17 protein-coding genes and 4 pseudogenes are annotated in these 21,821 nt (G+C 66.6%); 4 read left to right on the forward strand and 17 right to left on the reverse strand.

Annotated elements, in window-relative coordinates; translation table 11 throughout:
* Positions 1 to 16: 16 nt before the first annotated feature.
* Both ACWCO2_RS29695 and ACWCO2_RS29700 read right to left on the reverse strand, forming a co-directional pair.
* Positions 17 to 943 carry a LysR family transcriptional regulator gene (locus ACWCO2_RS29695; protein WP_450131094.1) on the reverse strand — a complete coding sequence of 309 codons (927 nt, stop codon included), beginning with the start codon at positions 941 to 943 and terminating at the stop codon, positions 17 to 19.
* A 226-nt stretch (positions 944 to 1,169) separates the two neighbouring features.
* Positions 1,170 to 1,409, reverse strand: a pseudogene (locus ACWCO2_RS29700) (PhzF family phenazine biosynthesis protein); the annotation flags it as partial.
* Positions 1,410 to 1,489: 80 nt separating this feature from the next.
* Here ACWCO2_RS29700 and ACWCO2_RS29705 point away from each other — a divergent pair.
* Entirely contained in the window at positions 1,490 to 1,864 is a 375-nt protein-coding gene (locus ACWCO2_RS29705; protein ID WP_450131095.1) for an endonuclease, read from the forward strand.
* Between the two features lie 98 nt (positions 1,865 to 1,962).
* On the opposite strand, the pseudogene ACWCO2_RS29710 reads toward ACWCO2_RS29705, so the two are convergent.
* Together ACWCO2_RS29710 and ACWCO2_RS29715 are read right to left on the reverse strand one after the other, a co-directional pair.
* Positions 1,963 to 2,226, reverse strand: a pseudogene (locus ACWCO2_RS29710) (IS3 family transposase); the annotation flags it as partial.
* 97 nt (positions 2,227 to 2,323) lie between these two features.
* On the reverse strand, positions 2,324 to 3,247 hold the full coding sequence (locus ACWCO2_RS29715) for a LysR family transcriptional regulator (protein WP_450131096.1): 924 nt from the start codon (positions 3,245 to 3,247) through the stop codon (positions 2,324 to 2,326).
* A 70-nt stretch (positions 3,248 to 3,317) separates the two neighbouring features.
* Between ACWCO2_RS29715 and ACWCO2_RS29720 the strand changes: the two genes are divergently transcribed.
* Entirely contained in the window at positions 3,318 to 4,481 is a 1,164-nt protein-coding gene (locus tag ACWCO2_RS29720; RefSeq protein ID WP_450131121.1) for a TDT family transporter, read from the forward strand.
* A 413-nt stretch (positions 4,482 to 4,894) separates the two neighbouring features.
* Here the strand turns inward: ACWCO2_RS29720 and ACWCO2_RS29725 are convergent, their stop codons facing one another.
* The gene (locus ACWCO2_RS29725) at positions 4,895 to 7,810 is read right to left on the reverse strand and encodes an aminotransferase class III-fold pyridoxal phosphate-dependent enzyme (RefSeq protein ID WP_450131097.1); all 2,916 of its coding nucleotides are present in this window, start codon (positions 7,808 to 7,810) and stop codon (positions 4,895 to 4,897) included.
* A 112-nt stretch (positions 7,811 to 7,922) separates the two neighbouring features.
* Between ACWCO2_RS29725 and ACWCO2_RS29730 the strand changes: the two genes are divergently transcribed.
* Positions 7,923 to 8,354, forward strand: coding sequence for an Lrp/AsnC family transcriptional regulator (locus ACWCO2_RS29730; protein WP_450131098.1), 432 nt, complete (start codon positions 7,923 to 7,925; stop codon positions 8,352 to 8,354).
* Positions 8,355 to 8,398: 44 nt separating this feature from the next.
* The gene (locus ACWCO2_RS29735; RefSeq protein ID WP_450131099.1) at positions 8,399 to 10,051 is read left to right on the forward strand and encodes an APC family permease; all 1,653 of its coding nucleotides are present in this window, start codon (positions 8,399 to 8,401) and stop codon (positions 10,049 to 10,051) included.
* A 235-nt stretch (positions 10,052 to 10,286) separates the two neighbouring features.
* Here the strand turns inward: ACWCO2_RS29735 and ACWCO2_RS29740 are convergent.
* The 12 genes and pseudogenes from ACWCO2_RS29740 to ACWCO2_RS29795 all read right to left on the reverse strand — a co-directional run.
* Positions 10,287 to 11,094, reverse strand: a pseudogene (locus ACWCO2_RS29740) (IS630 family transposase); the annotation flags it as partial.
* Positions 11,095 to 11,301: 207 nt separating this feature from the next.
* On the reverse strand, positions 11,302 to 12,876 hold the full coding sequence (locus ACWCO2_RS29745) for an AMP-binding protein (protein ID WP_450131100.1): 1,575 nt from the start codon (positions 12,874 to 12,876) through the stop codon (positions 11,302 to 11,304).
* A 142-nt stretch (positions 12,877 to 13,018) separates the two neighbouring features.
* Positions 13,019 to 13,240: pseudogene (locus ACWCO2_RS29750) on the reverse strand (acetyl/propionyl-CoA carboxylase subunit alpha); the annotation flags it as partial.
* A gap of 45 nt (positions 13,241 to 13,285) precedes the next feature.
* The gene (gene meaB, locus ACWCO2_RS29755) at positions 13,286 to 14,269 is read right to left on the reverse strand and encodes a methylmalonyl Co-A mutase-associated GTPase MeaB (RefSeq protein WP_450131101.1); all 984 of its coding nucleotides are present in this window, start codon (positions 14,267 to 14,269) and stop codon (positions 13,286 to 13,288) included.
* The gene (locus ACWCO2_RS29760) at positions 14,266 to 15,291 is read right to left on the reverse strand and encodes an MBL fold metallo-hydrolase (protein ID WP_450131102.1); all 1,026 of its coding nucleotides are present in this window, start codon (positions 15,289 to 15,291) and stop codon (positions 14,266 to 14,268) included. Before ACWCO2_RS29760 ends, meaB begins: the two co-directional genes overlap by 4 nt.
* A 1-nt stretch (position 15,292) precedes the next feature.
* Positions 15,293 to 16,189 carry a 3-hydroxyacyl-CoA dehydrogenase family protein gene (locus ACWCO2_RS29765; protein ID WP_450131103.1) on the reverse strand — a complete coding sequence of 299 codons (897 nt, stop codon included), beginning with the start codon at positions 16,187 to 16,189 and terminating at the stop codon, positions 15,293 to 15,295.
* A gap of 23 nt (positions 16,190 to 16,212) precedes the next feature.
* Positions 16,213 to 16,623: a cobalamin B12-binding domain-containing protein gene (locus ACWCO2_RS29770; RefSeq protein ID WP_450131104.1), complete on the reverse strand. Its 411-nt coding sequence runs from the start codon at positions 16,621 to 16,623 to the stop codon at positions 16,213 to 16,215.
* Positions 16,624 to 16,650: 27 nt separating this feature from the next.
* A complete protein-coding gene (locus ACWCO2_RS29775; RefSeq protein WP_450131105.1) occupies positions 16,651 to 18,312 on the reverse strand; it encodes a methylmalonyl-CoA mutase family protein in 1,662 nt (553 codons plus the stop codon).
* 43 nt (positions 18,313 to 18,355) lie between these two features.
* On the reverse strand, positions 18,356 to 19,177 hold the full coding sequence (locus ACWCO2_RS29780; RefSeq protein WP_450131106.1) for an enoyl-CoA hydratase/isomerase family protein: 822 nt from the start codon (positions 19,175 to 19,177) through the stop codon (positions 18,356 to 18,358).
* Positions 19,178 to 19,553: 376 nt separating this feature from the next.
* Positions 19,554 to 19,814: a biotin/lipoyl-binding carrier protein gene (locus ACWCO2_RS29785; protein WP_450131107.1), complete on the reverse strand. Its 261-nt coding sequence runs from the start codon at positions 19,812 to 19,814 to the stop codon at positions 19,554 to 19,556.
* Positions 19,811 to 20,575, reverse strand: coding sequence for a TetR/AcrR family transcriptional regulator (locus tag ACWCO2_RS29790; protein ID WP_450131108.1), 765 nt, complete (start codon positions 20,573 to 20,575; stop codon positions 19,811 to 19,813). The genes ACWCO2_RS29785 and ACWCO2_RS29790 overlap by 4 nt, the downstream gene beginning before the upstream one ends.
* Before the next feature lie 25 nt (positions 20,576 to 20,600).
* Positions 20,601 to 21,797 (reverse strand): thiolase family protein, encoded by a 1,197-nt coding sequence (locus ACWCO2_RS29795; protein WP_450131109.1) that lies wholly within the window; start codon positions 21,795 to 21,797, stop codon positions 20,601 to 20,603.
* Positions 21,798 to 21,821: the final 24 nt, after the last annotated feature.

The raw sequence follows: 21,821 nt of genomic DNA on the forward strand, positions 1-21,821 counted from the left end.
GTCGACATCGCCTCGCTCATCGCGCGAAAGCCCGGCCGGGCACCGCGAGATCGATCGCGTCCTGCAGATCGATGCGGTCAGCAACGTCGAGGAAGGCCCGGGCCAGAATCGGTTCCGGGTCCCGGTCGTGGATGACCAGCCCGATGGTCTTGGTCACCTCCGGATCCACCAGCGGGACGGCGTGCATCCCCGCGGGCGCGCCGAATCGGTACAACCACGCCTGCGGCAGCACCGTCGCCCACGGGCCCTCCCGGACGTGCGCGTACAGCGCGAGGATCGAATCGGTCTCCACGACCGGAACGGGCTCGACGTTGACCTGTTCGAAGATCCCGTCCAAGATGCGGCGGTTCTGCATGTCGTCGGTGAGCAAGCACAGCGGCAGCTCAGCGGCCTCCCGCCAGGTCGCCGAGGTGCGACCGGCGAAGGTGTCGTCGCTGACCAGCAACAGGTACCGCTCGCGGTAGAGCGGCATCGCGCGCACTCGACTCAGCGGCTCGTTGTCCAGGTACGTCACGCCCACGTCCAGCTCGTGGTTCGACAGGTCGCGCTGGATCTGGATCGACGTCATCGACCGCACCGAGATCCGGACGCGGGGCTGCGCCTCGAACAGCAGCGCGGTGAGCACGGGCAGCACGCCCAGAGCGGTGGGGATGCTGGCGATGCGCAGGCGTCCGCTAAGTCCCTCGCGCATGGCGCCCACGTCCTCGACCAGGGCGTCGCGTTCCGCCAGGAGCCGGTAGGCCCACTTCAGGATGCGCTCTCCCTCGGGCGTGAATCCCAGGAACCGGTTACCTCGCCGGACGATCGGCACGTGGAGCTCGGCCTCGAGCTTGCGGATCGCGGCCGACAACGCCGGTTGCGAGATGTAGCAGGCCTCGGCTGCCCGGGCGAAGTGCTGCTCTCGTGCCAGAGCTGCGAGGTACTCCAACTGCCGGATCAGCATGCGAGCATGCTAGCTCCACGACGATCCCGCTTCGCCGATCAACAGCCAACGCCGTCCACCGCAGGGGTCGGCGAGCTCACCGAATTCACAGCTCCCACGTGCAGTTGGAGCGGCAGCGTGGTCACTGTCGTTCCGGACGCGTGCGTCCGCCATCGGCGGCTGGACGACACCGATGACGGACGGGCTATTGCACTGGCCGGGAAAAGCGCGGGCCCGGGGACCGTTGTCAACGCGGGGAGGGGCCGCGTAGCCAGCCTTGGGCGCTGAGGTCGGCCGAGCCGCTGACGGCGACGTCGGTGTTGGCTTGGATCCGTGCGGTGATGGTGGTGGGGCGTTTCATCGAGTCTCCCTGGCGCACCGAGAGCTCGCCGGTGACGTCGAGCAGCCCGAGGTGCGCCAGGTACGCGGCCAACGGCCCTGCGGCGCTGCCGGTAGCGGGGTCCTCGTCGAGCCCCGAGCCAGGGTTGAAGAATCGGGTCGTGACCGGAGGAGTTCATTCGTGCCGACGCGGCCACCGAGGCCGCCCGAATCCAACGTCAGCTGGAGTTGCTGCCGCAGGAAGTCACTGCCGGACCGTCCCTGCTGGAAAGGGACTTCGACCTGCTGGAGGCGGCCCTGCCTTACAACTGCGAGCACGTCGTGCCGCAGTCCCGGTTCGGCAACCGGGAACCGATGCGCGGCGACCTGCATCACCTGTTCGCCTTGCGAAAGCGGGTGCAACAGCTTCCGCGGCAACGACCCCTATGTCGACTTCCCCGACTTCGAGGAAAAGGTTCGGCACGCCTGCGGCTTGTCGGGAGGACGAGGGGTTCAAACCCTTCTCCGGAAAGGGGCCAGTCGTGCGGGCCGCCCTGTACTTTCTGGTGCGCTCCCCCGGCATCGTTGGAGACAGCGGCAACGAGCTCACCGCTGCGCGCCTGAGTGTGCTGTTGTCCTGGCACACACAAGATTGAGGTGTGTCAAAGATCTTGGGCTGTCCTCGGTGGGTTTCCTCAGGCCGCGGCCGCGGTGAGGTGGTCTCAGTGAGCCTCGGCGGAGGTGCGGTAGCCGAGGCTGCTGTGGAGTCGTTTCCGGTTGCAGAACACTTCGATGTAGTCGGCGACGGCGAAGCGGGCGCGGGCCCGGGTGGGGAACGGTTCGCGGTGGTACATCTCGTTTTTCAGCGAAGCGAAGAACGACTCGGCGGCGGCGTTGTCCCAACACACCCCGGTTCGCCCTACGCTGGTACGACCGTGATTTTCCTTGCAGAATCGGGAAAACTCGGCGGACGTGTATTGGCTGCCAACCTGCCGGAGCTGACGACGGTGCGGAACGGGACGATCACCGTGCCCAACACCGTTCGGGACACGCGGCTGAGCCCGCACAACCCATGCTCAGTCTTCAGGGGCGGTTGGGTTTGTGACGCAGGGCGATCGCAAGGAGGTCTCGTGCGGGTCCCCGGGGTGGTTGGCCGAGCGGCCAGATCGCTCGCAGGCTGCGGCTGATCCTCAGTCCGGCAACCGGGATTCGGACCAGGGTGCCGGCCGAGAGTTCCGGGGTCACGGTGTAAGCGCTCAGCACAGCGGGTCCAATGCCTTCGGCGACCGCGGCTTTGATCGCCGTGGTCGAGGACAGTTCGAGCAGTGGTGAGGCGAGCGGGCCCGCATCGTACTCGCGCAGAGCACGTTCGAGCGCCAGCCGCGTACCCGAGCCGGGTTCGCGACTGATCAGGCCGGTGCGAGCGAGTTCAGCGGCGTCGGGCGAACGGCGTCGGGAAGCCCAGCGGTGCGTGGGAGCGACGACCACGATCAGCTCGTCGCGGGCGATCTCGCGGGAGTCGAGGTGTTCGGGCAGGTCCGGCCCTTCGATGAACCCGAGATCCGCCTCTCCGGCACGCACCCGATGCGCGACCTCGGTCGAGTTACCCGAGTTCAGGGCCACAACTGTGTCCGGATCCACCTCGCGCAGCGCGACCAGCCACCGGGGCAACAGGTACTCGGCGATCGTGAGGCTGGCGGCGATGCGCACGTGGCTGCGGCGGTCGGCGCGAAGAGCGCCGATGCCCGCGTCCAGGTCCTCCGCTGCATCCACCACGGTCCGCGCCCAGGCAGCCACCAGCTTGCCCGCCTCAGTCAACTTCGCGCCGCTCGGCGAACGCTCCAGCAAGGACACGCCCACCTGGTCCTCCAGGCGGCGCAGGCGGCTGCTGGCCCCGGGTTGGGACATCCGGTGCGCGCGGGCGGCGCGCCCGATGCTGCCCAACTCCGCGACGCTGAGCAGCAGGTCATATCCGGTGAGGTCGACGACCCGAGCGGAAAGCGGCATAACCAGAGCTTATGCTTCCATCGCAGATAGGCCCCTACCTGGCCGGGATCGAACGCGTGATTGTGAAAGCATGGCAACACCGACGCGAACAACGCACCACCGAACAGCCGAGCCCCGCATCGGTTTTCTCCGCGACCTGGATCATCCCGCCCAACTGTTCGCCAACCTCGGCCCGAACTGGTTCGCTTCGATCATGGGAACCGGCATCGTCGCAAACGCGGCGGCCAGCCTTCCCGTGCACATTCCCGGCCTGCGCCTGGCCGCCACCGTGGTGTGGGCATTCGCGGCATTCATGCTCTGCGCGCTGAGTGCGGCATGGCTGGTGCACTGGACGCGACACCGGGCTAGGGCCCGGGCTCATGCACATGATCCGGTAATGGCGCAGTTCTGGGGTGCTCCACCGATGGCGTTGATGACCGTCGGGGCCGGAGCGTTGTTGCTGGGCAAGGATTGGATCGGTCTGCCCCCGGCGCTGTACATCGACTGGACGTTGTGGACCGTCGGCACGCTGTTGGGCGTGGTGACCAGCGTGTGGATCCCCTATCGAATGATGACCAGCCACGAAATCAAGTCCGACAGCGCATTCGCAGGCTGGCTGATGCCGGTGGTACCGCCGATGGTGTCGGCCGCCAACGGCTCCCTGCTGATCCCCTACCTGCCCGCCGGACAAGCCCAGCTGGGCATGCTCATGGCTTGCTACGCACTGTTCGGCATCAGCCTGTTCGCGACCATGTGCATCGTCCCGCAGGTGTGGCAACGGCTCGTGCAGCACAAAACCGGCGCCGCAGCCACTGTGCCCACGGTGTGGATTGTCCTCGGTCCTCTCGGCCAGTCCATCACCGCTGCGAATCTGCTCGCGGACAACGCCTCCGGAATCCTGCCCGCTCCCTACGGCGACGCCGCCGCAGCGTTTGGCCTGTTCTACGGATTGCCCGCTTGGGGTTTCGCGATGCTCTGGTTTGTCCTCGCGGTCAGCCTCACGCTACGCACCGCGCGTCAGAAGCTGCCGTTCGCGCTGACGTGGTGGAGCTTCACCTTCCCGGTAGGAACGATCGTGACCGGAACCAGCGCACTGTCGAACCGTACCGGCTCCATCATGTTCACAGCCGCCGCCATGGCCTTCTACCTGCTTCTACTCGTCGCCTGGGCAACAGTCGCCATCCGCACCGCCCGCGGCAGCTACCACGGCCACCTGTTCCGGCACCCCGGTTCGCAACCGGTAGCGGCGAACTGAAAGAAACCCCAGGAGTTTGAATGTCAAGGCGCGGCGCCCGGCAGGGTAGATGAGGGAGCGGGCATGGTCCTGGTTGATCATGAGGTTGCTGAGGCCGTCGTGATCAACGGAAAGTTTCCATGCCCGCCTCGTTATCATCGCCGATCCACTCTGTTGGACCGCATCAATCACCAGCAGGAGTGGGTCTCCATGCACAACGGGCGGCCCATGGTCACGCCGCAACCGGCGCATTGCTCCCGTTCGCGGGTCCATAAGTGGATTACGGGTGCTCCGCCAGTTCTTCGGCAGGTTCGTAGCTGAGCCGCACATCGTGCGTCGCCCCGTCGCCGAGCAGGCTCAGCTGGCTGGACACCTGAAGTTGGATTACCGGGGAGTTGCCGCGTCTTGATCAGCCCGGGGGCGGCACCGGGGCTTCACCCCTCCCGGAACGCGCGGTCGAGCACCGCCACCGCGCGATCTGCTTGGTCCACGGTCAACACCACCGGCGGTTTGATCTTCAAGACGTTGTCCGCGGGCCCGTCGGTGGACAGCAGCACGCCCTCCCGCTTGGCCTCCTCCACGACCCGCCGCGCCGCCGCGGCGTCCGGTTCCTTGCGCCGGCGGTCGGAAACCAGCTCGACGCCGAGGAACAGCCCGCGCCCGCGCACGTCCCCGATTACCTCGTGGTGCGCCGCCAAGACCGACAGCCTGTCCTTGAAGTGCGCGCCGACGGTCGCCGCGTTTGCCATCAACCGCTCGTCCTCCACCGCGTCCAGCACCGCGAGGCCCACCGCGCAGGAAACGGGATTGCCCGCGAACGTGTTGAAGTACTCCATGCCGGTCACGAATCGCCGCGCCACCTGCGGTGTCGTCACGACCGCGCCGATCGGATGGCCGTTGCCGATCGGCTTGCCGAGCGTGACGACGTCCGGCACCACGCCGTGCGCTTCGAACGCCCACATGTGCGTGCCGACCCGGCCGAACCCGCACTGCACCTCGTCCGCGATGCACAGACCACCTGCCTCGCGAACGGCCGCGTAGGCGGCTTCGAGGTAACCATCGGCGAGCTCCAGCTGCCCGGCGCACCCGGGCACCGACTCGTGGATGAACGCGGCGGGCGGCAGCTCCGCGCACTGCGCCGCGACCTCCGCCGCGTACCGCGGGCCATCTCCGCCGAACTCGCCCCGGTACGGGTCGGGAACCGGGCAGATCCGCACCCGCTCCCCCGGCCCGGTGCCACCGGCGCGGTTGAACTTGTACGGGCTGATCTCGATCAACGAGCTCAGGTTGCCGTGGTAGGCCCAGTCCAGCACCAACGCGTGCTCCCGCCTGGTGGCGGTGCGCGCCAGCCGCAGCGCCAGGTCGTTGGCCTCGCTGCCGGAGTTGGTGAGCAGCACCACGTTCAGCGGATCCGGGAACGTGGCCGCCAGCCGCCGGGCGAACTCGGTGATCCCGGCGTGCAGGTACCGGGTGTTGGTGTTGAGCACCGCCGCCTGCGCGGACAGCGCTTCGACCACCCGCGGGTGGCAGTGCCCCACGTGGCAAACGTTGTTGACCAGATCCAGGTAGCGCCGCCCGTCCGCATCGATCAGCTCGGCGCCTTCACCGGCCACGATGTGCAGCGGCTCGGCGTAGCTCAGCGACAACGCGGTGGACAGGTTCGTCCGGCGACGAGCCGCGATGTCCGCCGCGGAGCGGACGGGATCGACCGCGGTGGGCTCCGGCGCGCGCAGGATCAGGTTCGGGTTCGGCGAGATGCTCTCCCACACGTCGACCTCGTCCGGGCGCACCGCGCCGGGCAGATCGGTCGAGCGACCGAGCAAGGTCGTGAACAACTGCACGTGGATGTGCGGTGGCCAGCCGCCGTTCTCCGGCGCCGAACCGGTCCAGCCGATCCGCTCGCCTCGCCGGACGGCGTCGCCGGGCCGCAGCTCGGTCGTGCTCGCCTCGCTGAGATGCCCCACCAGCAGCCAGAACGGCGTACCGTCCCCGCAGCGGTGTTCGAGCAGCAGCACGCCGCCGTAGTCGCAGTCCGCCGGGCGGTAGTCCACCGCGGCGACCACGCCGTCCAGCGGCGCGAACACCGGCTCGTCGTCGGCGGTGAACACATCGATCGCCATGTGCACGCTGCGTCGGCCGCGCTGCCCCGCGAACGCCTCGGAGCGGTACACGACGCGGTCCTCCCGGTACCGGCCCAGCGCGATAGCGCTGCCGGTGGCCCGGACCTGCGCGTCGATGGCCGCTGCAACCCGATCCGCACCGCGCTGCATCTGCAATTCCGCTGGTCCCCGCGCCGTCCAGTCGATGCAGTGCACGTCAGCCGTACTCAGATCCGTGCGCAGCATCGGCGCCGGATCGCAGGCGGCCGACCGCAACCAGGTCACGACGTTTCGCTCGGCCGCGACCGCGCGGTAGCCGCAGGCATCGCGGTATCGCGCGGTCAGCAGCGGTCGGGGCTCCGCGGCTAGGTCCGAGATCAGCGCGCGGATCGCGGGCTGGCTGATCGACAGGTACCGGTTGCCCGGGTCGGCGACGCGCTGTTCGGCGGCGTTGGTGATGCTCATCGCGAGCCGGGCGTCGACCAGCTCGGGCAGCAACCGGAGTTCGGCCGCGGTCAGCGGCGATTCCTGGTGGTAGCCGGAAACCACCTGGCACGCTGCGGAAACCGGGTCCGGCACCCCCAGCTGCGCGTATGCCACTGCGACCGCCAGCCCGCAGACACGCGGTGCGCGCACTACATCGCCCAAGTCGATGATCCCGGCGATCGACCCGTCGTACGCGACGATCACGTTGTTATCGTTGGCATCGTTGTGGATCGCCTGCTGCGGGAGCTCCAGCAGATCCGGCAGGAGTTCGCCGAACCGCTGCAGCGCCGCGGCCACGAACGGCCGATCGGTCTCGTCGACCAGCGGCAGCATCGCCAGGAGTTCCTTCGCCTGCAACGGGTTCCACCGGTAGGCCCGATCCAGCTCGGGGTGCTCGAAGCCCACCAGCGCCTGGTCCAGCCGCGCGACCGCCGCGCCCAAGGCCGCGAACCGCGCCGGTTCCGGCGGACCGGCTTGGGACCACTCGCGGCCGTCCACCCAGTCGAGCAGGTGCGCGGTCCGGGATTCCCCGTCCACCACGGCGGTGCCGGACGCCGCCAGCGTCGTCGTGCCGGCATCGGAAAGCCATACCAGCAAAGCGTTCTGCAGCGCGAGATCGGATTCCGCGGTGTCCGCCGAGTAGACCTTCAGCAGGTAGCGCGGGCTGCCGCCGACGTCCAGCCGCGCGTTGGCGTGGCGCTCTCCCGGCAACGGCGTGACTTCCGCTGCCACCCCGAACACGTCCGCGGCAACCGCGGAAAGCATCTCGGCCGATGAGGTCCTCCGGCGAATCTCCATACGCCGGAAGCTAAGTCGCGCCGGAACCGATGTCGATGAAACGACCGCAACTTCCCCCGGAAATGCAAGAATCCCGGACATGGACGACGTAGATCGAAGAATCTTGCGCGAACTCAGCCGAAATGCCCGAACCTCGCTGGAACGTCTTGCCGAGGTTTCCGGGCTCGCCGCATCCTCTGTCAAACGTCGCATGGCGCGGCTCGAAGCATCGGGTGTGATCCGCGGGTACACGGTTCAACTCGATCGGCGAAGGCTCGGATTGGGACTGCAAGCCCTGATCGGCGTCTTCGCCGCCGCCGGGATCACCCGAGAGGCGCTGACCGCACTGCTCACCGAGCAGGAGGAGATCGTGCGGGCGTGGACCACGGCGGGCAGTGCCGACGCCCTGGCGCTGCTCCACGCACGGGACTCCGACCACCTCGAACAGATCATCCTGCGGCTGCAGCGGACGAAGGCAGTCGTGCACACCAGGACCCAGATCCTGCTCACCGAACTGGTCAGCCGGGGCTGACCCCGCGTCCCGCGCGTCCCACCGAACCTGCAGGGAGGCACGGCATGGCAGCACCTTCACCGACCACACCAGGCAGTCGCAGCACCACCGTCAGGATGGACACCGGGCTGCGCCGGGACATCGGGCGCCGGAGCCTGCTGTTCACCGGCGTCGGATCGATCATCGGCTCGGGCTGGCTGTTCGGCGCGCTGAGCGCGGCGCAAATCGCCGGTCCCGGTGCGATCTTCTCCTGGATCATCGGTGCGGTCATGGTGACGCTGATCGGCCTCACCTTCGCCGAACTGTCCGTGATGTTCCCGGTGACCGGTGGGGTCATCCGGTTTCCGCAGTACGGATTCGGTTCCTTCGCGGGCTTCTTCGCCGGCTGGGTGATGTGGGTGGCCTGCGCGGCGTCCGCGCCGAGCGAGGTCCTCGCGGTGATCCAGTACGCCAAGCCCTACCTGCCGTGGCTGATGACCTCCGAGGACGGCGTGCTGGTCGCGACCCCGTCCGGGCTGCTCGTCGCGATCGCGCTGATGGCGGTGTTCAGCGTCATCAACGTGCTCGGGGTGAAGGCCTTCGTGCGGTTCAACGACCTGCTGGTCTGGTGGAAGCTGCTGGTCATCGTGGTGGTGGTCGGCGCGTTCTTCGCGCTGTCGTTCAACCCGGACAACCTGGTCGCGCACGGCGGGATGTTCCCCAACGGCGGCGCCGCGGTGTTCACCGCGCTGCCCGCGGGCGGCATCGTGTTCGCCTACCTCGGCTTCCGGCAGGGCGTCGAATTCGCCGGTGAGTCCGCGAACCCGCAGCGCAACGTGCCGTTCGCGGTGATCGGCTCCATCGTGGTCACCGGTCTGCTATACGTGCTGCTGCAGATCGCGTTCCTCACCGGACTGCCCAGCGAACTGCTCGGCGCCGGGTGGTCCGAGGTCACCTTCACCGACGTCGCAGGCCCGCTGGCCGGGTTGGCGACCCTGCTCGGCGCGACCTGGCTGGCGATCACCCTCTACGCGGACGCGATCGTCTCCCCCGGCGACACCGGGCTGATCTACACCGCGGTGACCACCCGGATCGCCTACGCCAACGCCCAGAACGGCAACGCACCGCTGGCACTGACCAAGCTCAACCGGCGCGGTGTGCCGTGGTTGGCCGCAGTGTTCACCTTCGTCTTCGGCTGCGTGTTCTTCCTGCCCTTCCCCGGCTGGCAGAAGATCATCGGCTTCATCACCTCGGCGACGGTGCTCACCTTCGCGTTCGGCCCGGTGGTCTACGGCGCGCTGCGGCGAACCCTGCCGGACCAGCCGCGACCGTTCCGGCTGCCCGGCGGCGACACCATCGCCTACCTGGGCTTCCTGTCGGCGAACCTGATCGTGTTCTGGACCGGGTGGCAGATCAACGAGAAGCTCTTCCTGGCGATCGCGCTCGGCTACATCTTCCTGATCGGCTACCGGCGGTTCGCCCGGCGCAAACTGCCCGCGCTGGACCTGCGCGCCGGGTCATGGTGCATGCTGTGGATCGCGGGCATGGCGATCATCAGCTACTTCGGCGAGTTCGGCGCCGACCCGGACGCCCTGCTGCCGGGCGGCAACGGTCCCATCGGCATGGTCTCCGGCACCGTGATCATGGCGGTTTTCAGCGCAGCCATCTACGCCTACGCGATGATCAACCGCCCCAGCTTCGAGAACACCGTCGCAAACATCGCAGGCGATGACTCCTGACGCGGTCGGCGCGTGCGCGACCGCCGGGAAAAGCGCGGTCGCGCACGCTCGGTTTGTCGACCATCGACATGACCTCAGCACGCCTTGGCATCAAGGCGTGCGAAGACCCCCGGAAATCCGCACCAAGGCTTCCCATCAGAACAATCGAGTCTGCTGCGAACGACGCCCACGCCAACCGGGGAACTGATTGCTGAGCTCTCCCCCCGAAGTGTGGAGGGCTCCACCTATGCTGCTTCTAGTGTTCTGAGTCGGTATTTCGGCTGCAGCATGCGGCGAGGGTTTTAAGGATCTGGTCAGCGGTTTTGGTCCAGACGAAGGGTTTGGGATCGGCGTTCCAGTTGTTGATCCAACTGCGGATGTCGGCTTCGAGTTCGACCACGTTGCGGTGGGCGCTGCGTCGGAGTTTGCGGTTGGCCAGTTCGGCGAACCAGCGTTCCACGAGGTTGAGCCAGCTCGACGAGGTCGGGGTGAAGTGCAGGTGGAACGGGGGCGCCGGATCAGCCATTCCTTGGCCTTCAGGGTCTTATGAGTGGCGTAGTTATCTAAAACCAGGTGCAGCTCAAGGCTTTTCGGCACCGATTGGTCGATGAGCTTGAGGAAACCGCAGGAACTCCTGGTGCCGGTGGCGGCGGTAGTACTGGGCGATGACCGAACCCGAACCGATGTCGAACGCAGCGAACAAATCTAGTGGTGCCGTTGCGGACATAGTCGTGGGTGGCGCGCACCGGGGTGGTGGGCATCATCGGCAGGATCGGAGCCGTGCGGTCGATCGCCTGGATCTGCGATTTCTCATCCACCGCGAGGACCAGGGCGTTCTCCGGCGGGGCCATGTAGAGACCGACGACGTCACGGACCTTGTCCACGAACTGCGGATCGGTGGAGAGCTTCCAGGACTCCACCGCGTGGGGTTTCAGGCCGAAGGCACGCCAGATCCGCGAGATCGCCGACTGCGACATCCCGGTCGCCTCGGCCATCGACTGCGTCGACCAGTGCGTGTCCGAATCCGGTTTCTCCTCAAGTGTTTTCGCGATCACCGCCTCGACCGCGAACTAACGACTCAGAACACTAGCCGCGTCTCGGCGGCGTCGCCGGTGCGGGTGTAGATACGAGTGAGGTTGACCATTGGTACCGGGGCACAGCGCGCCTGCGAGCCTGCTTCCCTTCTCTCCTTTCGAGCGAAACGTGCGGTTCTCCGCACGCGGCCTACCGATTCGTATTTCGGTAGGCTACGTGGCCTCCGCCCGCATGGCTCAAGCCAGCGCGGATTGACCCTCCAAGGAGGTGGAGAGGCGCTCGGACGCCCATTCTCTGAGCACGGTCTTCCGGACTTTGCCGGACACGTTCGTCGGGAGCTCGTCTACGAAATAGACGCGTTTGGGTAGCTTAAAGCTGGCGATGTGCCGCCGGGCATTCGCGATGATTTCCTCGGCCGTGGGTGCTTCTCCTGGATGTGGCACCACGAAGGCCACCACAGCCTCGCCCCACTTGTCATCGGGAACACCTATGACCGACGCTGTGGCAAGCTGTGGATTGGCGGCGAGCAACCCCATCTCGACCTCGAGCGAATAGACATTGAAGCCGCCGCTCTTAATCATGTCCTTCGTTCGGTCGACGAAGAACAGGTAGTTGTCTCGGAAGAAAGCCAGATCCCCTGTGTGGAGCCACCCTCCGCGCAGGACCTCCGCGTTGACATCCGGTCGCTTGTAGTACCCCTTGAAGACGTTCGGGCCCCGGATCACCACTTCGCCGATCTCACCCTCGGGAACCTGTTCGTCGTTTTCATCGACCACCCGGACGTCGTTGTACCACAGCGGGAAGCCCAAGGTGTTCTCGAGCGCCAGTGCCTCTCCGGACAACTCGGTGACGCTGACCAACGGCGCAGCCTCGGTTAGGCCATAACCGAACAGGAACCTGTCCAGGGAAAGTCGGTGCATCGTCCGGATGGGAAGTTCCCGGGTGTACTTGGCGGCAGCCGTGAGCACGAGCCGAAGCGAGGTCAGGTCGTAGTCGGCCAATTCAGGGAAGTCCAGGAGCTGCTGCAACGGGGTGACCAGGATCGTGGCTACTGTCACCCGATGCTTCTGGATGAGGCGGCAAGCCTCCTGGGGCTCCCACTGCCGCATGAGAACCAACGGCAGCCCGCGGATGAGGAACGCTGAGGTTTGCAGGTGCAGGCCGCTCACGTGGTTCATCGGCATGCCGACCAGCAGCGCGTCGTACTGCGCAGGGGACGCGTAGGTGAGATAGCTGATGGCGTCCCAGCAAACGTTGCCGTGCGTCAGCACAGCGCCCTTCGGAAGACCGGTCGTGCCTGAGGTGTACATGATGAGCGCGTCGTCGGCGCACCCCACCTCGGCGGACGGCTCGGCGTCGGATGCGGCTTCGGTCAGGTCTTCGTAGGACAGCGCGCCCAGGAGCGTGATGTCGCCATCGAAAACAACCACCGTGACCCCAAGCATCTCGTCGAGGACCGGAGCCACCACGTCCTGCAAACCGGCTTCGACCACGAGTACCTTGCAGTCGCTGTCGGTGACGATGAACGATATCTCCTTCGGCGCGAGCCTCCAGTTTACGGTGCCGAAGACGGCACCAATCTTGGCCGATGCGTGGCAGACCTCCAAGTACTCCACGGAGTTCCGCCCGAGCACCGCGATGTGGTCACCGAACGCCACCCCCAGTTCCGTGAGCATGTGGGCCGCGCGGTTCACCCGCCGGTTGTACTCTGCGTACGTGTACGTCCGGTTTTCGTAGATAATCGCGGTCCGATTGGGGTACTGGGTCGCAGCGCGTCTGACAACGCTTCCCATGGTGAGATTGTCCGACATTGTCCTGAACTCCTCACTTCGGATTCCGGACGCTGTGGTTTCGCGATCGGTTTTGGGTCAAAGTGGTGTGGGACAACGATCTGCCTTGACCGAGTCATGGCCGGTTTCAGGAGCGGGCTCAGGTCGTCCGCTCGGCGGACAGTCACCGTTTGGGGACGCCACCGGACTCAACGAAGCGGGTGTCGTATTCGCCGCTGACGAAGGCTGGGGCGTCCAGCAGGTCGCGGAGGAACTCGAGGTTGGTCTTGACTCCTGTTCTCCGGAACTCGGCTGCCGCGGCGCGCGCCCGTGCCACGGCAGCGTCGCGGGTCTTGTGCCAGACGCACAACTTGGCCAGCAGTGAATCGTAGTGCAAGTTAACGAAATTGCCCGCACGATTCGTTACGGTTGGCCACGAGAAACGACTCGATCACGGTGCCTCCTTGGCGGCAGCCGGTGGACGCAGCCCGGCCTCGACGATGGCCAGAGCGAGTCCTTCTGGATCCTGTTTGCGGTGCCGGAGAGCCGCGAGCGTCTCCTCGGGCAGCCGTAGCTGGTCTTCGCCCAGTAGTCGCCGGCGTGCGTGCTCTCCCACGAACGCGGCCACTTCCCGGGCCAGGTTGTGCTGTTGGCGCTCGGTGAGCGCGCCACTCTCGGTCTGGCGCGACCGGAACCGCTCGATCGACTCCACCAATTCGGGGATACCGATGCCCTTGTGCGCCTGGGTCAACGCGACGGTCGAGGCCGAGCGCTCGCCCTCTCGCTCATGCAGCAGGCGCCGCAGCTCACGGGCCAGCCGCGCGGCGCCGTCGCGGTCGGCCTTGTTCACCACGAACTGGTCGGCGATCTCCATCAGGCCCGCCTTCATCGTCTGCACGACGTCCCCCATGCCCGGAACGTCGACGACGATCGTGCAGTCCACCGCACCGACCACGTCGATCTCCGACTGTCCCACGCCCACCGTCTCGACCAGCACCCGGTCGAATCCGGCGGCGTCGAGGATCCGGATCGCTCGCGGGGTGGCCAGCGCCAGACCCCCGACGTGCCCGCGGTTAGCCATCGACCGGACGAACACCCCCGGGTCGCCGGCGAAGGACCGCATCCGGATCCGATCACCGAGGAGGGCGCCATGGGTGAACGGGCTAGACGGATCGACGGCGAGGACGCCGACGGTGAACCCTTCCGCACGATACTGGGCGATGAGTTGGTCGACGAGCGCCGACTTCCCCGCCCCGGGGGGGCCGGTGATCCCGATCGTGAAGGCTCGACCGGTCTGGAGGAACAGCGCGGCGTGCAGATCGGTGGCACCCTCGCCGTTCTCGACCAGGGTGATGGCCTGGGCGATGGCCCGGTGGTCCCCCTTGAGCACGTCCACGTCGAGCCCGGGTTGCTGCTCTCGCACCTGTGTCGTCATACCCGTACCTCCGTTCCTGCCGTGGCCGCGAAGAGGTCCTCCTCGCGGCGCAGCGTGCCGTCCTCGAGACCTTCGAGCAGATGAGTGGCGAGCACGCTCGCGGCCCACGGAATCACCTCGTAGACACGCTCGGCGTAGATCTGCTGCTCCAGCTGTGCGAAGGTGAGCGGTCGAGCGCTCAAGGCCTCCCGCACCGCCTCGGTGCGACGCGTGATGCGACTCGCGGTGGCCGTCACCGCCTGCGAGACAGGTGCGGCGCCATAGATCACGTCCCCGTGTCCCCGGACGCCCAGGGTGATCTCGAGCTCGGACAGTCTCGACAGTCCCCGCAGGTAGGCGGCCGTGCCGCCCCCGCCCGGCGCGTACCACGGAATCGCGGTGCCGCGCGAGGCCAGGATGTCGGAGCAGACAAGGATGCCGAGCTGTTGCTCGAAGTAGGAGAACATTCCCGACTCGTGCCCCGGCGTTGAGACGGCCACCCAACGAGTACGCCCGAGCGAGATCACGTCGCCGGCTTCGACCGGCGTGGTCGGCACCGGGGTCGGCGCCACCCCGCAGTCGGTACGGAAGTGCTCGACGATGTCCAGATCGGCCCGCTCAGGAGCGATCTCCCGGACCGCGGCAGGGAAGATGAGCTCGGCAGCGGCGGACGCATCGGCCACCAGCGATCCCACCCTCGACGGTCCCAGCACCTGCACGTGCCCCGGCAGCAGCGCGATTCCACCCGCATGGTCGAGGTGCGGGTGGGTGACGACAACCGTGTGCACAGCGTCGAGTTCGTAGCCCAACGTCTCCAGTGCTGCTGCGAGGCCGTCTCGGGCTTCTTCGGTGCCGAAACCACAGTCGAAGAGCGCCACACCCTGGTCGTCCTCGACCACCAAGATGTTCCCCGGCGCCGGCCAGAAGGTGCTGCGGGCTTGGAGGACGTGCACGTCGCTCCTCAGCGTGACGGTGTCGAATCCGAGATCGGTCGGACTGGCCCGGAATGGCGTGGCCGTCGATCGACGAGTGACTCCGCACATGTCACGTCTCCTTGCCGCCAGGGCGCGCGACGCCCAGGAACTCGTACCAGCCACCACGACTCGACGACTTGAACGTCTTGTCCCCGAGGTAGCCGGCGGCGAACACCTGACGTGCCAGCGGTGGCACCTGGTAGCGCTCACCGCACATCGCGTGCAAGTACTCCTGGGCGTGGTACCAAGCATCGAAGCTCGCCGTATCGTCGAGCAGCTCGAAGACCCCCATCGGCCAACCCAGACCCGTCTTGACCATCTCATCGATCTCCGCCGGACCGGCGATCCCCAGTTCGACTGCGCGGATCGCTTCGGCGATGAAGTTGTTGACGAACCTGGTCATGAAGAAGCCCGGGGCATCCTTCACCTGGACGGGTCGCTTGCGGATCCGGGTGAGAAAATCCACCACCTGCGCTGTGACCTCGGGATCCGTCACCCCGCTCGCCGCCACCTCGACAAGGGGCATCACGTTCGACGGGTAGAACCAGTGCGTGCCCACGAGTCGTGACGGGTCGGGCAGCGCGGAGCTGAGCTCGGCGATCATGATGCTCGAAGTATTCGTGGCGACGATCGCGTGGGCGGGAGCCACGGCCCCCACTGCCGTGAGCGCCTCGAGCTTCAGCTGCGGCACCTCGGGAATCGACTCAAAGATGAGATCCGCGGCATCGAGCGCCTCGCCGTAGTCGGTCGTGCCGTCGAGCCGCGACATCGCCTTGTCAAGCGCATCTTCGGTGAGCCGCCCCCGTGCAACCGCCTTCCGTAGGCCGTACTGTCCGTTCACTACGGCGTCGACGCCGCTTCTCACTGACTCCTCGCGGCGAGAGACGATCGTCACGTGGGCGTCGCTACCGGTGAGGCAGGCCAGGGCGATGCCGTGCCCCATGAGCCCGGCACCGCCCAGGATCACTATCTTTTTCATCTGCGCCCCACTCAGCCGCGCGATCCGGCGACCGGCCGGCTGTGCTCGCGGATGTAGGCCTTGATCTCCTCTGGATCGCTGCCGGGACCGAAGATCCGGCCCACGCCGTCCTGCTTGAGCTTCTTGGCGTCGGAGGCGGGGATGATGCCCCCGCCGATCAGCACGATGTGCTCCAGTCCGCGTTCCCTGAGTGCCGCCGCGATATCGATGAAGACCGGCATGTGCCCTCCAGACGAGCTGGAGATGCCGATCACGTCGACGTCTTCCTGGATGGCGGCGCTCAACACGTCCTCGGGGAGCAGGAAGTTCATGAACACCACCTCGAAGCCGGCGTCGCGAAGGACCCGCGCCAGGTAGCGCACTCCTCGGTCGTGACTGTCGTGGGTGGGCTTGGCCAGTAGTACCCGGATGAGTCGCTCCATGATGATTCCTCCCTGTGTCTAGTGGGGTCAGAACTCGTGAGGGGCGGACCAGCCGAGGTGCTGCTTGAGGACCGCCATCATTTCGCCGGTGCTCGCCTCGGCCCGCGCGGCTTCGATCGCTGCCTCCATCAGATGGTCGCCGCCGAGGTCGGAGACCTCGGCATTCGCAAACTGCTCTGCAGCGGAGTGGAGCCCGTCCATCGCCTTCTCGAAGCGGGCCTGGTCCCGGGTGGCACGCAGCTCACGAATCCGCTCGATGGCGATCTGCTCCACCGCGGGATCCACCGAGAAGACCTCGCGCTCCTCCTCTTCCTCGACCTGGTAGCAGTTCAACCCGACGATGCGGCGCTCGCCGCGGTTGACGAGGTCGCGCCAGTGCTCGGCCGACGCTTCCACCTCGGACCGGATCCAGCCGGACTGCTGCGCCGCGACGTACCCGCCCTGCTTCTCCACCTCGTCGGCGATCTCCATCGCGCGCTGCGCGAGCTGGTCGGTGAGCGACTCGACGTAGTAGGAGCCCGCCAGCGGGTCCGACACGGCGGTGACGTTGGTCTCCTCCTGGACCACCTGCTGGACCCGCAGGGCCAGCGTGTGCGCCTCCAGGGAGGGGATGGCCAGGGCTTCGTCGTAGGCCGAGACCTCCATCGCCTGCGTACCGGCGATCACCGCACCCAGCGCGTGGATGGAGGTCCGGATCAGGTTGACCAGGGGCTGCTGCGCGGTCAGCACTGCGCCTGATGTGTGCGAGTGGATGCGGACGTGCATCGACCGCGGGTCCCTCGCACCGAACTCGTCGTGCATCGTGGTCGCCCAGATCCGGCGCATCGCCCGGATCTTCGCGATCTCCTCGAAGAAGTCGTTCGCCTGGGAAAACTGGAATCCGAACCGGGGAAGGAATTGGTCCGCCTCCATGCCCGCGGCCAGACAGGCTCGGGCGAGCTCGCGCCCGAAGGCGAGCATCAGGCCGGTCTCCTGTGCAGCCGTGCCACCCGCCTCCTCGATGCCGTAACCGAAGAAGTTGGTGGTGTTCCACCGCGGCATGCGCTTGGCGCAGTAGGACACCAGCTCCGTGGCGAGCTTGAGCCCCTGATCCGGCGGGAACGCGCTCATCCCGACGTACGCGGACTGGTGGTACCAGTTCATCGAGTTACCGCGCAGGTCCTCGGGCGGCACGCCCATTCGTTCGCCGTAGGCGATGTACTGCGCCAACGCAGGAATCGTCTGGTAGTAGGTGATGTGGACGACGTTGATCTTGCGCAGGTCCAGCCCGTCGAAGAGACGCGCCATGTCACGAACGTTGTAGACGCCCATTCCGCACTGGCCGACCCGTCCTCGGGCGGCAGGGTGGTCGGGATCGAGTCCCTCGTGCGAAACCAAGTCGTAGACCAGGTTGTAGAAACGCTGGCCGAAGTATCCGACCATGCCCTGCGATTCGAGGTAGTCCATCCGGTCGCGGGTGTTCTCCGGCAGGCCGTACCCGATCACCGGCTGGTTGGCCCACGCCATCAGCTGGTGCTGAGCGGCCAGGTTCCCGCGGGTGAACGGATATCCCCCCGGCCGACCGATCTGCTCCTCGACATCGATCCCTTCGATGTCGTGGGGGAAGTAGGCGCTCTTCAGCGGAAGCCCCGAGTGGGAAGCCGGTTGCGTCGCCTGCTTCGGCACCGCGTCACCGAAACGCTTCACCATCCTGTGATAGTCGGCCTCCCAGCCCTCCTGCAGACGCTGGGACTTAAGCCGGTCGTCTTCCGAGAGCATGTGACGTTCTCCTTACCTGTGGTGTCAAACGGGGGCTGCTCGACAAGAACGCGGCCACGCGCTCCTCGTGCTCCGGACTCGACATCAGTCGTGCCTGCGACCGCGCTGCGAGGCTCATGGACGTCGCCAGGTCCTGCCCCACAGCGCCACGAACTGCCAGCAGGGTCTCCGTCACCACCTGCCGTGGCACCTGCGCGGTGAGCTCCGCGATCACCTCACACGCGGTGGGCAGAAGCATCTCGCCCTCGACGACCTGGTCCACGACGCCCTTCTCCAATGCCTCGGCCGCGCTCATCCGCTGCCCGGCAAGCAGGAAGCGCAAGGCGTGCGGAACGCCGATCGTGCGCGCCAGGAACCAACTGCCGCCGAGGTCGGGGACGAGACCGACAGACGCGAATGCCGCGGTGAAGCTGGCCGTGTCAGCGATGATCCGTAGGTCGGCAGCGAGCGCGAGGTCCACACCCGCCCCAGCAGCCGCCCCGTTGACGGCGGCGATGATGGGAATCGGACAAGCCTTCATGGCGTGCACGAGTTCCTGGGAGGCCAAGTACTTCCCGGTTCGCCCGTCGAGGTCGAGCTCTCGCCATTCCAACAGCGTCGAGATATCTCCCCCCGCACAGAACAACCGGCCCGCTCCGGTGAGAACGATCCCGGACACGGCGGTGTCCGAACCCAGTTCCTCGATCGCCGAACGAACGCCAGTCGGCATGGTGCTGTCCAGTGCGTTCCCCCGCTCCGGACGGTTGAGCCGCACCACGCCGACCGAGTCGCGGCGTTCGATCTCCACGGTGCTCATTCGGCAACAATCCCCTATCTACCGACTAATTGGTCAGTGAACCTACTGATCGGAAATAGCAGTGTCAACGGTGCCAGGGCAGACTGCCGATTCGTGTTATGACGGGCGGGAGAGGATACGTCCGAGCCCCTGCAAGCAAGGGCCTCGCCTTCCCCGGACGGCTCCGGGGCGACAGGGATGAGCCTCACCGGCGTGGTGCAGTTAGGGGTACGCCGCAGCGGCGGTCCAGACCCGAGGACCACCCGGTCGCGCCGTACGCTACGTGGGTCGCTCAGACGGTTCGGCTCGCCGTGGTGACGGTGGACCGCGAGCCGGGTCTCCGGACCGACGAGGGATCGGTGGCCCGGATGCCGGATGAAAAGGCTGGCGCTGTCGCTCAGCCCGGGTCGGAATCAGCCAGCACCAGAAGCACGTCGCCCTCACTGACGACTGCGTCCGGCGTCGTTCCGAGACGGCGTACCGTCCCAGGCCGGGGGGCGATCACCGGGATCTCCATCTTCATGGACTCGAGGATCATCAGCTGGTCGCCCTTGGACACGACCTCACCCACATCGACCAGGATCCGGAACACGTTGGCCACCAGTTCTGCGCGGACCTCGTGCTCGCCAAGAGTGCTGCTAGCTCGGGAGTCTGTCATGATGAGCCTCCGTTCTCGGTGTTCATGACACCTTCTTCCAGACGCTCCTTGGCGAAGGAGAGCTCTACCTCGAGCGCCTCATAGCTTTCGCGCACTTGGTTGAGGAGTGTGAAGGAATCAGCCAGCGCGGACTCGACCGAATCAGCGCGCGGCCACGCCGGACGGGTCGGCGCGTCGGAGGACAGCCAGCCTCGTTCGAGCATCTGGACGAACTCACCGACAATCTCGCGACGGTCGTGTCGGCCTGGGGCGTACCAGGTGTACATCCAGTTCGTCATGCCCAGCAGCGCGAGCACCATCAGCCGCGCCGAACCCGGGCGTAACATCCCGTCCTTCTGGCCTTGGAGAACCACATTCTCGAACGCGTCCTCGTACCTGCGTTTAGTGTGCTTGATGCTCTCCTGCATCTCATCAGGCAGTTCCGACTCCTCCTGGAACACCACCGAGAGCAGGCTGCGCTCCTGGGTGACGAACTCGATGTGCGACTGGATCATCCGACGCAGCCGCTCGTCCGCTGGCAAGTCCAGCTCGGCGATGGGCAGAACCTGGTCTGCGATCCGCCCCAGGATCTGGTCGTAGATCGCCCGCAACAGACTGTTCTTGGAGTCAATGTAGTAGTACAGGGACGCTTTCTTCACGTTGAGTGCGTCGGCGACATCGTCGAGCGTCGTCGCTCGGTAGCCCCGTTCGGCGAACAGCTCCCCCGCTACCGCGACCAGCCGTTGGTACGTCACTCGCTGCGCGTTCGGCCCTCGTTCCACCACGCGCCCCTTTCTCATGGACCTCTCAGGGATTAACTGCCTCGAGCACGACGGCGGCACCGAGACCACTACCCGCGGGAACCGTCGCAGCCCCCCGCTGCAGCTGCCGCTCGCGCAGCGCATGAGCGAGGTGAATGACGATCCTAAGCCCGGACATACCGACGGGATGCCCCAGCCCGAGGCTCCCGCCGTCGACGTTCACCCGCTCACTGGGCCAACCGCCCAGCCGTTCGCAAGCCACACCCTGCACCCCGAAGCCCTCATTGCACTCGATCAGGTCCAGGTCGCCGAGCGACAGCTTGGCGCGCTCCAGTGCATTGTTGAGTGCTTCGACGGCCGAGTACCCCATGAGGTACGGGTTGCACCCCGCGAGAGCCGTGTGCGTGACATCGAGCGCGGCCAGTGGCTCCACGCCGAGCCGCTCCGCTGCCTCGGGCGAGCAGAGCAGCGCGGCGGCCCCACCGTCGTTGATGCCCGACGCATTGCCAGGCGTGATGACACCGCCGGGCTTGACGGAGCTGAGTTCGCTCAGGCTCTCGATCGTGGCATCGGGGCGAATGTGCTGATCCTCGCTCACCAGCTGACTTCCACCTTTGTCGGCGACCTCCACCGGCACGATCTCGCCGGCCAGCCGACCGGCCTCCCGGGCCTGCGCAGCCTTGATGTGGGACTGCACGGCGTAGGCGTCCATGTCCTCACGCGACACCTGGTCGACCACGGCGTGGTGCTCGGCGACATCGATCATGTACCAGGGCTCACCCCACTGGTGTGAACCGGCGAGGGTGCATTCCTTGAGGGAGTCGGTGAACTGTCCGTGCTTCAGCCGCAATCCCCAGCGAGCACCGTTGACGGTGAAGGCCGCGTTGCTCATGGACTCCTGCCCCAGGGCCAGCGCCACTTGCGCGTCGCCGAGGGCTATCGCCTGTGCAGCCTTGATGAAGGCAGCCATTCCTGAAGCACACTGCATGTTGAGCGTGAAAGCAGGCGCGGAGTCCGGCACGCCGACTCGCTGGCTGACGATCCGGGCCGGGTTCGACTCGGTCATGTTCTGCAGCACGGACCCGCCGACGACGTGATCGACCGCGGAGGCCGCTACTCCCGTTCGCTCGAAGAGACGGCGCGCTGCGGTGGTGGCAAGATCGGTTCCCGTCAGGGAGCTGAAGCTGCCGCCGAACTGGCCGATCGGGGTTCGCACGCCGTCGATCAGATAGACCTTCGCCATCGCAGTCTCCTTCGATAGTTGAGG

The sequence above is a fragment of the Saccharopolyspora sp. NPDC002376 genome, assembly GCF_053593195.1.